Genomic DNA, 15,217 nt, shown 5'->3' on the forward strand with positions numbered 1-15,217 from the left:
TTGCAGGAACAACACACCATGGAATGCTTCGGCCTGCCGCCGAGCCTCGCAGTGGGCCGCAGGCATTCGGAAGTAACAAGGTTCTAGTCGCGTTCGTGTCTAGTCGAGTTCGTTGATTCTGGTCAACACAGTGAAGAGGTCCGTCGATGAAACGAGTCACTCCGGCAAGTGTCACCTTCGTGGTGTTCACCATTTTGATCGGGTTGGCCGCCGCGTATGCGGTCCGCCACCTGAATCGCGGCCCGGAGCAAGCCCAGGCCGCTGCTCCCCGCGCTAAGAAGGCTACCATTGTCGTGGCCAAGATCAATCTGCCCCCTTATGCACGGGTGATCGAGGATTACATCGACACCGTCGAGGTGCCGGCCGACAAGGTTCCGGAAGGTGCTGTGAAGATCAAATCGCGGGCGCTGTACCGCTTGGTTCGGAACACCGTGATGGCGGGCCAGCCGATCCGTGAAGAGGATCTGTACGCCGTCGGGGAATTGCCGCTGTTGTCGGAGCGATTGCCCGCCGGTCAAAGGGCGGTGACGTTGGCCGTCGATGCGAAAGCGGCCCTTAACGGCATGATTCAGCCGGAGAGCTTGGTGGACATTACCCTCACGGTCAAGAACGACCATCCGGAAATCGGCGGTTTGGCCGCTCTCACGCTGTTGCGGCGCGTTCGCGTTCTGGCGACCAGTCGCAATCGATTCCCGGCCAGCGAAGATCGTCCCGGCGACCTGCGGAACATTACGGTGGCGGTCTCGGCCGAGGATGCGAACAAGTTGATTCTGGCCCAGCAGTACGGGACGCTGAGCGTCGTTCTGTGCAGCAAAGAGGATGTTACAAGCTCGGACGCCACGCCTGTGATCCCGGCGTCGGCCTCCGCAGGCCCGGAGCAGTTGGTTCCTCAGCCGGATCCGCTGACTTCCGATATTTCGGGGCACGACATGGTCAACATCAATACGCTCCTTGGGCTGCGACCCGTCGAAGTGAAGCCGCAGGAAAAGCCGGTACCGAAGACCGCCCAGATTTGGCGGGGGAATAGCGTGGAGGAAGTGACCTTCGCCGACTGGCAGGTGGAGGAAGCGGAGAACGCCACGCTGGCCGCGGAAGGCAAGAAGACGACGCCGCTGCGGGTAGTGCCGAGCGGCGCGGCCCAAGCCGCTCCAAATGCTGAACAAGGCGACGGCAAAGCCGACTGCCCCGCTTGCGAAAAGAAGCGACTGAAGGAAGCCGCTCAAGCCGCCCAGGCCGCCGCGGGCGCCGGTGTTTCCAATTCGCATCAGGGGGGCAACGATGTGTTGCCGGTGGCGGTCGGCCGAGCAGGCTGAGTCGTCGGCCGCCTGGGCCGGAAGCCTCGTTTTGCGGGCATTTCGACGGAATAGGGCCGACCTGGAAAAAGAGTGTTATCGATTCCTAACATCATCGGCACGAGACTTGCACCCATCGACTGCGAGGGACAACGTCAGGACCTGCGAGGAGACTTGCGACCGGCGAACGGACCTCTTAGTTATCGCACCAACGGGCAAGAGCAGCTATGAATTTTCTGCGAAGAAATCGCGAAGACAAAGGCAATGGTGAGCGTCGGACTGCGACGATTGCCGTGGATTCCCCCGATGCCCGAGAGACGGACTTCCAGCGGCTCAAGACGCGCATTCACCGCGAGGTCTTGGAATCGCTCGATCTTTCGCGGCTCGCCAAGTTGGATGAGACGGAGCTTCGCCGGCACGTCCGCAATCTCACCGAGAGCTTTCTTCGTTCTCGCCCCGAGATCGTGGACTCCGTCGACGAAGATCGCCTGCTCGAGGAACTAATCGCAGAATCGTTCGGATTGGGACCGCTGGAACCGTACATGCAGGACCCCGATGTTACCGACATCCTGGTCAACGGTCCGCACGAAGTCTATGTAGAGCGGTTGGGGCGGTTGCAGGCGACGAACACCGTGTTCGCGGATGAAGAGCACTTGCTGCAAATCATCCAGCGGGTCGTCTCGCGAGTGGGGAGACGCATTGACGAACAGAACCCGATGGTGGACGCCCGCTTGCCCGACGGTTCCCGCGTTAACGCCGTCATTCCGCCGTTGGCGTTGAATGGGCCGATCCTTTCCATCCGGCGCTTCGGGCACGAACGCTTGCGGGCGCACGACCTGCTCCGTACGCGCTCGATATCTCGTCCGATGTTGGATTTTCTGAGGGCGGCGGTCGAAGGACGCGTCAACATTTTGATTAGCGGCGGAGCAGGCTCCGGAAAGACCACGCTGCTGAATATTCTTTCGGCCTACGTCCCGGTGCACGAGCGATTGGTCACGATTGAAGACTCCGCGGAATTACGGCTACAGCGCAAACACGTCGTCAGCCTGGAGACCCGCATCGCCAATGCCGAGGGACGCGGCGAAATCACGCCTCGCGACCTGGTTCGCAACGCCTTGCGGATGCGGCCCGACCGGATCATTCTGGGTGAGGTTCGCGGAGCCGAGGCCTTGGATATGTTGCAGGCCATGAATACCGGTCACGAAGGCTCCCTGACGACGGTCCATGCCAATGACACGCGGGACGCCTTATCGCGATTGGAAGTCATGGTCAGCATGGCCGGCTTCGAACTTCCGGTTTCGGTGGTGCGGCGCTACATCGGCTCAGCCATCACCCTTGTCGTGCATTTGGCGCGGTTGAAGGGGGGCGTGCGCCGCGTGATGCGGATCTCCGAAATCGTGGGCTTTTCGGACGACGACTACCGTCTTCAGGAGCTTTTCGGCTTCCGACAAGAGGGAGTCGATGAGGAAGGGGCCGCCAAAGGCCGGTTCTATTGCACGGGCAACATTCCGAAGCTCGCCGCGCGACTCGAGGAGCAGGGGATCGCCCTGCCGGCCACCCTCTTCGAAAAGGGTGTCACCCGCTGCGAGGAAGAAGACGCCGAAACGCGAGTGGAGGTCTCTTGATGACGCTCGATCCGTTCAGCACGATCCTAGCCTTCTCGGCCGTCACTACGTTGGTTTTGCTGTTCAGTCTCATCGTGCGCGACCTGGTGTCGGGCAAGCGAAAAGACGCGGACGGCGACGACCGGTTGCCGGCGTTGTACGTGCCGCCCGAAAAGGCCGGGCGCACCGCTTTGGATCGCTGGTTCTACAACTTGCTGGAAACATCCGGCAGTTCGATGGATCGGACCACTGCCGCTTTGATTCCCGCAGCAGGAGCCCTCTTGGGTGCGGCCATTCCCGTCGTCCTATTCGACAATATCTTGCTGGGCGTGGCGGGAACGCTGTTGGGAGTACTTTTGCCGGTCGGGTGGTGGCAGGTGCGATCGTGGCGTCGGCAAGCGGCCATGCGGAAGCATCTGCCCGAGGCCCTCGATTTCATGGCGGATGCGGTTCGCGCCGGACTGTCGCTGGAAAAAGGTATGGAACTGGTAGGGCGGGAAGCCCGACCGCCCATCCGCGACGAGTTCCGCATGTGCGCGTCCCAACTGGCGATGGGATATCCCCCGTACACCGTGCTCCAACGGGCATCGCGCCGGATCCCGATTCCCGAGTTCCGAATCTTCGCCACGGCGGTTTTGGTCCATCGCAAGAGCGGCGGCGACCTGGCTTTGCTGGCGCAACGATTGGCTCAAGCCGCGCGTGACCGTGCCGAATTCCGCGGACACATGAAGGCGGTGACGGCGGGGAGTCGGCTTTCCGTGATCGGTCTCACGGTCGGCACGTTGATCGCGTGTGCGGTGTTGACCTACACCCGACCCGAATACTTGCAACAGTTTCTGGCCAATCCCTCGGGGCCGTCCCTCTTGGCTGCGGCGGCGGGATTGCAAGTCCTCGGCCTGCTTTGGGTTTGGCGGATTCTCCAAGTCAAGTACTGAAGCGGTTGCGTACGTTTCGCCGCGTCACGACGGAAACGTCCGTCACACGGCAGGAACGCCGGACGACGAGGCGGCTTTTCACGGCGATAGAATCGGCATCACCCTAAACGGAGGTGAGCGACGATATGCTCAGCGAGTTTATTTCCCTATTTGCTGCGACGGAATCTCAATCGGTGGCGACGTTGTGGTCGCAATGGGGAATTCCGGCGTCCGCCTTCATCACGGTGGTTTGTTCTCTCGCGTTGCTGCGGCGGGCTTGGCAAGCACGAAATCAGGCCGCGAAGAACGACGAGCCTGATTTGATGCCGGTCCTTGAAGACCCGGACACCGCCGACGACGGCGCCTTTGGGCCGTTGACGCCCGCCCTGGCTTCGCAATTGCCGGAATCGGAAAAAGAGTCGCGAGATTTTCGTTTACTGCTCCGGCAAGCCGGCATCTACCACCCGGCCGCGCGCAATACGATCTACGCCCTCCGGTTTCTCTTTTTGGTGACGCCGCTGGTCATCGCGGGCGTGTGCGTCAATGTGGCCGATCCGGAGTGGACATGGCCGATACTGGGAGTCGGCGTGCTGACCGCTGCCGTTTTGTCGATTATTCCGCGTCTGTACGTTTTCTTTCGGCGGAAGAGCCGCATCCACCAAATTCGTGCCGGCTTGGCCGATACCGTGGACATGCTGAGCATGTGCATCAGCGGCGGGTTGAACCTCAGCGAGAGCCTGGAGCACGTGGCGGGTCAGAATCGGGCCTATCCCGCCTTGGCGGAGGAGCTTCGTATTCTGAAGCGCCAGATGGAGGTCGGCAGCCTGAGTCTGGCCCTGGCGGACCTCAACCGCCGCGTGGATATCCCCGAGATTCGCCAACTCAGCGCATTGCTCAACCGCGGAACCAAGTTGGGGACGCGCTTGGCCGGCACCCTGAATGAGCAGGCCGATCAACTCCGCAAGTCACTGCGGTTGGCCGCCACCGCGCGAGCCAACAAGACGCCGGTCAAACTCGTTTTTCCCATCATGTTCTGTCTCGCTCCCGCCGCGCTCATCGTGTTGACCGCCCCGGCGCTTTTGGAGCTTCGCAATTTCTTCGTGCCCGCGGCTCAACAACCTGCCGGCGTCCGCGGTATTACCTTTGGTACGAACAACGTCATCAACGCGCTGAACGATCTCGATCAACGCGTTGAGGTGGGTTTGCCCACCGGCAGGGCTGCGCCGGAGCTTCCGTACTGAGCGGTCCGTTTGCGGCGACCGCAAGCCGAGGCCGGACATAGGGCCAACGGCGGCCACGAAGAAACGGATCCGATCCGACTTGCGGCCTCGCGGCGACGCTACGAGGTCGCAAACAATTTCTTGAGGTATCGGCAATTGTCCTTGTAGCAATCGACGACGCCGCGACCCTGCTCCGTGGCGCCTTCGATGATCAGCCAGTCGTAATAGCCGATCTCGCCGAGTACATCGCGAATCTTGACGAAATCGATAGGCCCTTTTCCCAAGAGGTGCCCGGATTCCTTGAGGTGGATTTGGCAGATACGCTCTCGGCCCAATTGCCTCAACTCGGCGAAAATGTCGTATCCCGAGTAGTGCATGTTGGCGACATCGTAGTAGACCTGAACGGCGGGCGACCCCACTCCGTCGAGGATGCGTAAGTGATCGTCGGCGTTCAAATAGCTCTCCACTCCCAAGATAACACCCGCTTTCTCGGCCTTGGGGGCCAACTTCTTCAGTCGCCGGATCACCTCGTCTTGAAGCTCAGGCTTTCCGCGGATGTCGCCTTTGCCGAAAAAGGCGACGAGGACGATCTTTTGGCCCATGGCGGCCATCACGTCGATGCATTGCGACAGCCATTCGACCGCCACGTCCTCCGTCGCAAAAGGCACGCTGTTCAGGATACCCATCGCCAAGGACGCTATCTCGACGCCGGTATCTTTGACGGCTTGTTGATAATCGCGCCGCACCTGCTCGACGCGCAAGTCGAAATCACCGCCGGGGCGTCCGAAACTCGCTTGGATTCCGTCCAGCCCTATCTCTTGCGCCACCTTGAAGGCATCGATGTGCTGCTGTTTGCCGATAGACCAGTCGCAGGCGCCGATCTTGTATCGGCGTTGCCCATCCTCGGCGAACACTCGCAGCGTCGGCAACGAAAGCAAGCCCAATCCTGCCGCCAGAAAACCGCGTCTCTCAAGGATCATTGCAAGGCCTCCGCGAAGTTGACAGCCTCCAGCGAACACCCGTCCCCGCGCCCACGGGAATGAAAACAGTCTACCATTCCCGACGATAAAAGAAAGCTCGCCGGCGGGGCGAAGAATGAGCAATTCGCAAGAATACGCTCACGTGCTTTCAACCCGGGAAAGACGAAGTATAATAGCGGCGTCGCGCTCAGGAGAGCGACGGCAGCGGGATTTGGCGAGGAGGGACTTTCAACATTGGGAGCGAATGCCATACAGGACCATGTGAATCGGAGAGCGTTTTTAGGCACCACTGCGGCAGCGGGAATGGGAACGGTCTTGGCTGCTAACGGCCTGACCATGGGGTCGGAGAGCGGTGAGAAAATCAAGATTGTGGCGGTGTCGTGCAGTCCGCGAAAGGGAAAGACCACCGCGCAGGGACTGAAAATCGTCTTGGATGCGGCGGCGCAGGCTGCTCCCGATCGGATCGAGACGGTGTTGATCGAATTGGCGGGCCTAAGCCTTCCGCTGGAACCCGCCTTCGGTCAGGCCGTTCCGGAAGGAGTGCGAGACGATTTCGGCCTTGTGGCCGAGCAGTTGGGTGACCCCGCTTTGGGGGCGCTGATCGTAGGGTCGCCCGTTCACTACGCCAATATGAGCACCTTGTGCAAGACCTTCATCGATCGGCTTGGCATGTTTCGCAAAGACTTTCGATTGTCCGGCAAGGTGGCGGGTGCCCTGGCGGTGGGGGCGGCACGCAATGGCGGCCAGGAATGGGTGCTACGCAGTATTCAAAACGCTTTGATTTGCCACGAAATGTTGCTGGTCGGCGACGGCAAGCCGACGGGGCATTTCGGGGCCACGTTATGGAACAATAACAACGACGACATCTCGACGGACGAGTTCGGTGTGAAAACCGCCGTCAACCTGGGACGGCACGCCGCCGAGATCGCATTGCGACTGGCGCGGTAGCTCACCTGCACTGCCGCATTTCCCGACTCAATTGTCCGGGGTGCCAAAAGCGGATGCCGAGAGCGAACGGTCCGACGCCGTTCGCCCCCGGTCTTGCTCGATGTTCGTCCTTCGACGATCGCGCCCGCTCGATCGACCGTCGGAGAATGCAGCGTTGGATGTTTACTTGCGAATGTGTGGAAAGCCGCCCGCCGAATCGGCGGATCGTTGGCGTTGCGCCCATTGCTGAAAACCGGCTTGAGGGAGTAACATCAGAGAAACATCCTGCGGCAAGGTGGGCGATTGGGCCGGGCGGGGTGTTTCATGTGCTGGTTGGAGTCGGGGCGTCGGCATTCCCGGACAGGTGAGTGCGGAATGGTCGATCTTTTGGGCGAATATCGAATGGATCCTACGACGTGGCTGTACGTGGCCTCGTTGATGACCATCGGTATCTATTTCCGATTCCATCGCCTATTCAGTATCCGCAATCTCGACTTGATCGGCTTGATCGCCTTTGCGCCGGGCCTGCTTTTGATTTTCCACGGTATCGAGGATCAAGGTTATCTTTGGCTCGTTGCGGTGTCCCTGTTGTTCTTGCCGCGGTTGCTGATCGACCCGGCATTTTCACGCCGCCCCCTAACGGAGCCGAATCTAGCGCCGGGCGGGATGGCGTTCATGGCCGCGGCATTGATGTTCTTTTTGACCGCCAACATCTTGACGGAGCGCGCCGTATCCACAGCGGGGGTAACGTCCGGCGGCGATCCCAAGGAAGTTGCGGCGATTTGGCGGGTTCCTCAGGTGCGGGGCCCCGGCTTCATGCCGTTCTATCGCGCCATTTCCCTGACTCGGGAAAATCCCGGCATTCCGCATAACGCTGCGGGCGGTAGCGCGGAGGGCGAGCAGCGACCTGCACCGTCGCTGATTCTTCGGGCAGGAATCAAGGCCGCGGCCATTGTTTGCCAATTCGCCATTGTGTTTGGGATGCTGTTTTTCGGACTGCGTCACTTCGACAACATCCAAACGGGCCTAGCTGCAGCGTCACTATATCTTTTGTTGCCCTATACCAGTCTGATGACGGCCCGTCTCGATCACCTGGTTCCCGCGGCTTTCGTCGTTTGGGCCTTGGCTTCCTATCGGCGACCGGTCATTGCTGGAATATTCCTCGGCGGAGCGGCGGGGATCGCCTTTTATCCATTTTTTCTGGTGCCCCTGTGGATCGGATACTATTGGCGACGGGGCGCCGTCCGATTCGGCGTGGGCGTTGTCATGGCTCTCGTCGTCTTGGTGATCATCCTTGTGTGTCTGCATTCGGATATGCGGCAACTTCAACTCGACCTGGCCGCCATGTTCGGTAAGGGCTTGTTTCGGTCCGAGGGTGCCGACGGTTTCTGGGAAGTGCATCCCGCGGTGCTGCGGATTCCCTTAATCGCGGCGTTGGGAGTCTTGGCGGGTAGTTTGGCGCTTTGGCCGGCGGAAAAGAACTTGGGGAATCTGTTGAGCGGTACGGCTGCCTTGCTGCTTGTTTCGCAACTTTGCTTGATCCATCAGAGCGGCCTCTATATGGCGTGGTACGCACCGGTCCTGATTCTGGTAATATTTCGACCGTCCCTGGAGGATCGCACGGCGGTGCGTGCCGTGCCGCCGCGTCCGTTCGCGGCTTTGCCGCGACTGCGTGAACCGTGACCCGCGTGTTAGCGACGGCGACCGTGCCGGGCTCTCTTTTCTGGTCGCCGCGGAGTCGAGGAAGATCGACGGTGAGCGACCGTCGGAAAGTTGAGGAGGTCTAACATGAGCCGATTGCCGTTTGACTTGCTTCCGGAAGTTACTCAATTCTTGGCCGCCTCTCCCTTGAAATCGGTGATCGGTGGGGAGGAACGCGAGTCCGCAAATGGTCGGACCTTCGTAACGCGAGACCCGGGGACGGGTATCGTCCTCGCGGAAGTCCATTTCATGCAGGCCGAAGACGTGGATGCGGCGGTTCATGCCGCGCAGGCAGCCTTCGATCGACCGGGTTGGGCCGATCTGACGCCTCACGCCCGCGGCGTGCTCCTGCATCGTCTGATCGACGCCGTGGAACAGCGCAAAAACATCTTTGCCCAAATCGAGGCCCTGGATTGCGGCAAGGTGCTGCGGCAAGCCGAAGCCGACGTGCAGAATTTCATCGACACCATGCGGTATTACACCGAAATGGCCCTGCACGTGGAGCGCCGGGCGCCCCTCGCGGTTCCGCACTTCGACGCTTACAGTTATCGCGCCCCCTGGGGACCGTGCGCCTTCATCTTTCCGTGGAATTTTCCTCTGCTACTCGTCGGTTGGGGGATTGCGCCTGCCCTGGCGGTGGGCAACACGGTGGTCATTAAGCCGGCCGAAGACACCCCGCTCTCGGCGACCTATCTTGCTCGTCTCGCGGCGGAGATCGGTTTTCCGCCGGGCGTCATCAACGTGTTGCCGGGCGACGGGGAGACCACGGGGGCGGTATTGGCCAAGCACCCCGGCATTCGGAGGATGTCGTTTACCGGTTCGCCCGAGGTCGGCCGACTTGTGGCTGAGGCCTGCGGTCGAAACCTGGTTCCCGTCAAGCTGGAATTGGGGGGCAAGGGGGGCGCCGTGGTGTTCGATGATGTGGATGTCGAGGCCACCGCACAGCAACTGGTTGGGGCCGTCACGTTCCACAGCGGGCAGGTTTGTTGCACCGCCACGCGCTGGATCGTACAGAAAAGCATCTACGATCGCTTCGTCGATGCAGCGGTCCGGCAACTTCAGACTCTCCGGATCGGCCACGAACTGAAACGCGGCGTCCAAATGGGACCGGTCATCAGCGAAAAACAGCGGCGACGGGTCCTATCCTACATCGATCGCGGGCGGGAGCAGGGGGCGGAGCTTGTCTACCAGGGAGCATTGCCCGAGACGGAGGCATCGGGAGGCGGCACGTACGTCGCTCCGGCTTTGTTGGCAGGCTCGTTGGAAAACGTGGCCGCTCAGGAGGAAATCTTCGGCCCGGTGGCCTACCTCACGCCGTTCGACGACGAAGAGGACGCGGTCCGAAAGGTGAACGCCACCGACTATGGTTTGGCCAACAGCGTCTGGAGTCGCAATCTCGACCGGGCGCATCGAGTGGCGGAGGCGATGGAGGCCGCCAACAGTTGGATCAACGCCCACAATCTATTCCCCCACGGCGTGCCGTACGGAGGAATCAAGAAGAGCGGCATGGGCGGCGGCGTGCTTTCGGAGCAGACGTTGTTCGACTACCTCCGCGCCACCTCGGTGGTTCGTCCGCGCGAGTGAGTTCCTCGCACCACTTGCGGCGACGCTCCCCGCCCCTCGATTGGCGGTAGGTACATCTGCGACGGGGCGGTTTCTTCATCCGCCGTTGTCCGATCGGCACCGCGAAACGACTGCCGAATCGGCAGGGATTGCTCTGGTGAGAGACGGTCGCAACGTCGGCGTTACGTTCGCAACCTGAGTTTACTACTTAGTTTGCGTCATTTACTCTGCAGATCATTGGTTTGGAATCAAAGTTGCTAAACGAATTGTAGTTTCCGAGTGAGATTATTGGCGATCCCTGGATGAAGCCTTCGCCGGTAGGGGATTTCCATGACCATTCACGATCGAAACACGATTCGCATTACGCGACGCTTGCGGGAAGTTGCCGGCTACATCGAGTTGGGAATGCTGGGCCACGCCTTGCAAGCATTGCCCGCTGGGGACTTGGGCGTTTGGGAAGGCCCGACGCTTTTTCTCCGCGGCCAAATCTTGACCGCTCTCGGCAATCTGCCGGGCGCCGCCGAATCCTTCCGCCGCGCGGCGGAGGTTTCGAACTATCCGCACGATCGCATCGCTTGGTTGGCCCTGAGTCATTGCCTGCGCAGGGCAGGCGACGTGGATGGGGCGGTGCAGTATCTGGGTCGCGCGCGGGGAGCTTTTCCCCGCCATCTCTTCTTGACGAGTGAAGAGAGTAACGTGATGCCGCATTCAAGCGAGGGGCGATCCGAGCAAGAGGGTAATGTGTGACCTCCCAAACTGTCGCCGGTGCCTTTCGCTCTACCGAATTCTCATCCGACGGCGTCTGGCATCAAGCCGTCTCCGAAGGCCGGTAGACGGCGACGCAGCGTGGCGTTTCGTAAAGGGCGGTCTCCACGATGGGAAGCCCTCGGCTCGCGGCGAATTCGAAGATAACGCGGGCGATGTTCTCCGCCGTCGGATTCTCGTCCATCAAGAAGATCGGCTCACCCATTTCCTGGAGCACCGGAACGACGGGGTCTTGTCGGCAAAGGATCATGCGATGGTCCAAATGATCGTCGATCCATTGCGATATGATGCGTTTGATGTCGCCGAAATCGATCACCATGCCCCGGGCATCCAATTCGGCGACTTCAAATGTCACGATGAGCAAGCCGTTATGCCCGTGCAGATGTTTGCACTTGCCTTCGTAGTTCAAAAGGCGGTGACCGTAGCAGAAGTCAATCTCGCGAGCAACTCGATACATGGAGCACCTGATTCCTAGCTCACAATCGGGGTTTTTCCGTGAATCTTGGGTGAAGGATATCATTCCGCCGATTTCGCGGCCGGATGTTGATCCGATTCATAGATCGTGCGATCGGACAATCCTGCCTCACGAAACGCCCGCCGACGTTCGGCGCACTTGTTGCACAACCCGCAATGCAAACCGTGCCGCGGGGCGATGCACGAGAACGTTTTATCCAGGGGCAAGTCTCTCGCGCGGCGCATCCATTCTTTCTTACTGAGGCCGCAAAGAGGCCGCAGGATGCGAACTTTCTTCGAACCGTACGCCGCAAGACAGACTTCCATGGCGTCGAAGAAGTCTCCGGCGGCGTCGCCGAAGGGGTTGGTATCCAAGACGCCGATGGCCATCCGTTCGAACCCGTGCAATTGGCACCATATACCCGCCTTGGCCAGCATGAACAGGTTTCGGCCCGGTAGGTATACTGCCTCGTCGGGTGAGGCCGTATCCGGGACGTCCTTGCCGGTCAGACTCCAATGATCCGGGCAGAGGTCGCGTACCGTCAATTCCAGGACGACCGGCGGGGCTACGATCGGCTCGAAAGAGGCGGTAACATTGTGTACGGTGGCCAGTTCCTCGGCCTCCCAATGCAAGCCGCACCGAATGTAAATCGGCTGAATCCAACCGGGCTGACATACCCCTGTTGCTCGCCGCGCGAAGAGGCCGAGAAGGATCATGCTGTCCAACCCGCCGCTCATCAGGACGGCGACCGGTGAATCGATCTCCCACTCCGCTGAATCGTCGGTCATAAGCCCCCATCGTCAAGGGACGTCGTCAAATCGATCTTCATTCTACGGCGGAAGGCTTGCCGCCGTGCAATCGGTCGGCACAACAAAGCTCGCGCGAACTTGATGTATTGTTGAGAATCCCGTCCGATTGGCAAGCCCCGACCGTTTGCCGGAAGGCGTATCGTGCTCAGGATGCGTGTGATGAGTAACGGGATGAAATCATTGGACCGCAGGTAATACCCGTGAAAAAATGTGCGGAGTCTAACGCTCGGAAAGGCACTGAAGCTTTCGTCCGCACGTTCCCATTCCGTTTGGACAAGGTACAATTCGTACGGAGACCAGTTGCACGTCAGCGACGTGGGAGGCGTGACGAACGTTGATACAGGCACGCCGGCGTCCGCCCGCGTCCGCGTGGAGGCACGTCTGGGAATGCGGTGTGAAACGGAACGAACGAGGCACGTGGCGGTGAGGAAGGAGCCTAAATTGTGGCGGAATTGACGGAATCCGTAAGCCGGTTGATCGAGGAATTGACCAAGTTGCCCGGCATCGGACGGAAGTCGGCCGAGCGCATCACGTATCATTTGTTGCGGATCAGTCGCGAAGAAGCCCTGGCGCTCTCGGAAGCGATTCGGACGGTGAAGGAAAACGTTCGGCATTGCACGAGCTGCTACAATCTGGCGGAGGATGACGTATGCTCGATATGCCGGGACGCGACTCGCGACCGCTCCTTGCTGTGCGTCGTAGAACAACCGCGAGACTTGATTGCGATCGAACAAACGGGTTTGTATCGCGGGTTGTACCACGTCTTGCTGGGGCGGCTTTCCCCGTTGGACGGGGTAACGCCGGATCAGCTCACGATCTCGGATTTGGTGCGGCGGGTGAAAGAGGGCGGCATTCGCGAAATCATCATGGCAACGAACCCCACTGTAGAGGGTGATGGCACGTGCTTGTACATTTCCAATCAGTTGGCTGATCTGAATGTTACGATAACACGTTTGGCGAGAGGGATTACCCCGGGTAGCGTGATCGAGTTCGCGAACCCGGAGGTATTGGCGGATGCATTCGCGGGACGTCGACGATTGTAGAGACCGGCAAGAATGTAATGCGGTAGTAAATACGGGGGGGCGGGGCGGCATGGGGCCGACGGTACAGCGATTTTGAGTTCAGGATTGATTCCGTGTAGCCTTTGGCAGAAATTCCGCCGAATCCGTGCCGGGGTGCGGTGCGCGGCGGACTGAAGGCGTTGCGCGGCTTAGGGAGATGAGAGCGTCATGCGGTTTTCCCTCGGTCAAGAATTGCGGCAAGTTCAGAAACAGATACTTGCTCCCCGCATGATCCAGTCGATGGAGATCCTTCAGCTTCCACTCCAGCGACTGGAGGAACGCATTCAGCAAGAGATGGTCGAGAATCCGTTCCTCGAATTGAGGACCGATCCGCCCGATACCGACGAGGAACCGAGCACAGGGCAGGAAGAACAGTCTTCCGTTGAGGTTCGGTCCGACTTGGAAAAAGAGTTGGTGATCGATGAGAGCGGTTCCGAAGAGTTTGAGCGATTGGATACCTTGACGGAGGAAAATCCGGAAGTCTTCGATGACGAATTGTCGCGACCCTCCAGCAATCGGATGGAGGAGCTTTCCGATCGTTACAACGACATGATGGCCAATGTGCCGTCGCATGAACCGACGCTCCAAGATCATCTTATCGAGCAATTGGCGGGCCTGGATATCTCGCCGGAGGTCCGCGCGATGGCCGAGATGCTGATTTACAGCCTGGACCATGACGGTTACCTGAAGACCGATCTCCGTGATTTGTTAGGGCCTGATGCCACGGATGAAGACTTGAAAGCCGCCGAGGAGGCTTTGGCGGTGGTGCAGCAGATGGATCCCGCGGGCGTCGGGGCCAGGACACTCAAGGAGTGCCTGTTGCTTCAACTCGACGCCGATCTGCCCCATCACAGGGAATTGGCGATCCTGATACGTGAGCACTTGGAGGACGTGGGCGAGAACCGCGTCCCGCAAATTGCCAAAAGACGCGGTTGGACGGTGGATTTTGTCGAGGATTTGATCCGCGAACTGCGGACGCTGAATCCCAAACCCGGCGCGCAATTCGGCAGTTCCTCGGTGCCGAACGTCATCCCCGACGTGTATGTGGAAGAGACGGAAGACGGTCGATTCGTCGTGCAATTAAAGGACGACCACCTTTCGCGACTGGGGATCAACGAAGATTACCGCCGACTCGTGGAATCGCGTCGCTCGGCCAAGCAGGATCGGGAGTTCTTCCGCCGCAAATTGACGCACGCGCAATGGCTGATCGAGGCCGTTCAGCAGCGTCGCAATACGTTGCGGAAGGTAGCCCAGGCGATTGTTGACCATCAGCAGCGGTTTTTGCGAGACGGACCCGAGTACATTGAACCGCTCAAGATGCAGCAGATTGCGGACGAGGTGGGCGTGCACGTCACGACCGTCAGTCGCGCCGTCGACGACAAATGGATCGAAACGCCCCGGGGCATTTTCCCACTCAAGCGATTCTTCCGCAGCGGCACGGTCGGACAGGACGGGCAAGAAATCGCTTGGGACAAAGTGCGGTCGATGCTTCAGGAGATCGTGGCGGCGGAGGATAAGCAGAATCCGCTGACCGATGAGGATTTGGTCGCAGAGCTTGCGCGTCGCGGAGTCAATGTCAATCGGCGGACTATCACCAAGTATCGCCAGGAGTTGGGCATCCCCAGTTCCCGCCAGAGAAAGGATTGGAGACAAGCCGCCAAGTAGATCCCGTCGTCCGAGGGATCGCCGGGGCGGCAACGAAAAGATTCGGACCGCGCATCGGAACATTTCCGCCCGATCTTTCGATCGGATTGCTTTCGATCGGCCTCGCGAAGACATAAAATGGGCGGTCGGTGGATGGCCGCGCATCACCCGACGAGTCCGTCCCTTTGGTCATGACGTGGATGCACCCCGTCTTGGTGCCCGCCGCGCGTCGTATTCGAAACTCGGTACGATTCAGCCTCGCTGCGAGGCCGTGGGAGGATTT

General features: G+C 59.9%; 13 protein-coding genes. 10 read left to right on the forward strand and 3 right to left on the reverse strand.

The features are described from left to right. Positions 1-146 precede the first annotated feature (146 nt). From cpaB to ACYQ6J_RS07155, 4 genes are all read left to right on the forward strand, one after another. Positions 147-1,313, forward strand: coding sequence for a Flp pilus assembly protein CpaB (gene cpaB, locus ACYQ6J_RS07140; protein WP_460183493.1), 1,167 nt, complete (start codon positions 147-149; stop codon positions 1,311-1,313). Positions 1,314-1,519: 206 nt separating this feature from the next. Beyond that, positions 1,520-2,917, forward strand: a complete 1,398-nt coding sequence (locus ACYQ6J_RS07145; RefSeq protein WP_460183494.1) for a TadA family conjugal transfer-associated ATPase — start codon at positions 1,520-1,522, stop codon at positions 2,915-2,917. Beyond that, the gene (locus tag ACYQ6J_RS07150) at positions 2,917-3,831 is read left to right on the forward strand and encodes a type II secretion system F family protein (RefSeq protein ID WP_460183495.1); all 915 of its coding nucleotides are present in this window, start codon (positions 2,917-2,919) and stop codon (positions 3,829-3,831) included. Before ACYQ6J_RS07145 ends, ACYQ6J_RS07150 begins: the two co-directional genes overlap by 1 nt. Before the next feature lie 173 nt (positions 3,832-4,004). After that, positions 4,005-5,051: a type II secretion system F family protein gene (locus ACYQ6J_RS07155; RefSeq protein WP_460183496.1), complete on the forward strand. Its 1,047-nt coding sequence runs from the start codon at positions 4,005-4,007 to the stop codon at positions 5,049-5,051. 98 nt (positions 5,052-5,149) lie between these two features. On the opposite strand, the gene ACYQ6J_RS07160 is transcribed toward ACYQ6J_RS07155, so the two are convergent. Beyond that, positions 5,150-6,010 carry a sugar phosphate isomerase/epimerase family protein gene (locus ACYQ6J_RS07160; RefSeq protein WP_460183497.1) on the reverse strand — a complete coding sequence of 287 codons (861 nt, stop codon included), beginning with the start codon at positions 6,008-6,010 and terminating at the stop codon, positions 5,150-5,152. A 303-nt stretch (positions 6,011-6,313) separates the two neighbouring features. Here ACYQ6J_RS07160 and ACYQ6J_RS07165 point away from each other — a divergent pair, with 303 nt between their 5' ends. The 4 genes from ACYQ6J_RS07165 to ACYQ6J_RS07180 all read left to right on the forward strand — a co-directional run bounded on the left by ACYQ6J_RS07165 (position 6,314) and on the right by ACYQ6J_RS07180 (position 10,948). Then, a complete protein-coding gene (locus tag ACYQ6J_RS07165; protein WP_460183498.1) occupies positions 6,314-6,958 on the forward strand; it encodes a flavodoxin family protein in 645 nt (214 codons plus the stop codon). A gap of 354 nt (positions 6,959-7,312) precedes the next feature. Then, positions 7,313-8,620 (forward strand): hypothetical protein, encoded by a 1,308-nt coding sequence (locus ACYQ6J_RS07170; RefSeq protein ID WP_460183499.1) that lies wholly within the window; start codon positions 7,313-7,315, stop codon positions 8,618-8,620. Positions 8,621-8,725: 105 nt separating this feature from the next. Further along, complete coding sequence (locus ACYQ6J_RS07175) at positions 8,726-10,222, forward strand: aldehyde dehydrogenase family protein (RefSeq protein ID WP_460183500.1); 1,497 nt, start codon at positions 8,726-8,728, stop codon at positions 10,220-10,222. Between the two features lie 309 nt (positions 10,223-10,531). Then, positions 10,532-10,948: a tetratricopeptide repeat protein gene (locus ACYQ6J_RS07180; RefSeq protein ID WP_460183501.1), complete on the forward strand. Its 417-nt coding sequence runs from the start codon at positions 10,532-10,534 to the stop codon at positions 10,946-10,948. Between the two features lie 61 nt (positions 10,949-11,009). On the opposite strand, the gene ACYQ6J_RS07185 is transcribed toward ACYQ6J_RS07180, so the two are convergent. Together ACYQ6J_RS07185 and ACYQ6J_RS07190 are read right to left on the reverse strand one after the other, a co-directional pair. Further along, positions 11,010-11,423 (reverse strand): 6-pyruvoyl trahydropterin synthase family protein, encoded by a 414-nt coding sequence (locus ACYQ6J_RS07185; RefSeq protein ID WP_460183502.1) that lies wholly within the window; start codon positions 11,421-11,423, stop codon positions 11,010-11,012. 59 nt (positions 11,424-11,482) lie between these two features. After that, positions 11,483-12,208: a 7-cyano-7-deazaguanine synthase gene (locus tag ACYQ6J_RS07190; RefSeq protein WP_460183503.1), complete on the reverse strand. Its 726-nt coding sequence runs from the start codon at positions 12,206-12,208 to the stop codon at positions 11,483-11,485. Between the two features lie 464 nt (positions 12,209-12,672). Here ACYQ6J_RS07190 and recR point away from each other — a divergent pair, with 464 nt between their 5' ends. Next, on the forward strand, positions 12,673-13,272 hold the full coding sequence (gene recR / locus ACYQ6J_RS07195; RefSeq protein ID WP_460183504.1) for a recombination mediator RecR: 600 nt from the start codon (positions 12,673-12,675) through the stop codon (positions 13,270-13,272). A gap of 186 nt (positions 13,273-13,458) precedes the next feature. Beyond that, on the forward strand, positions 13,459-14,955 hold the full coding sequence (gene rpoN / locus ACYQ6J_RS07200) for an RNA polymerase factor sigma-54 (RefSeq protein WP_460183505.1): 1,497 nt from the start codon (positions 13,459-13,461) through the stop codon (positions 14,953-14,955). Positions 14,956-15,217: the final 262 nt, after the last annotated feature.

It is taken from the genome of Thermopirellula anaerolimosa (genome assembly GCF_054657335.1).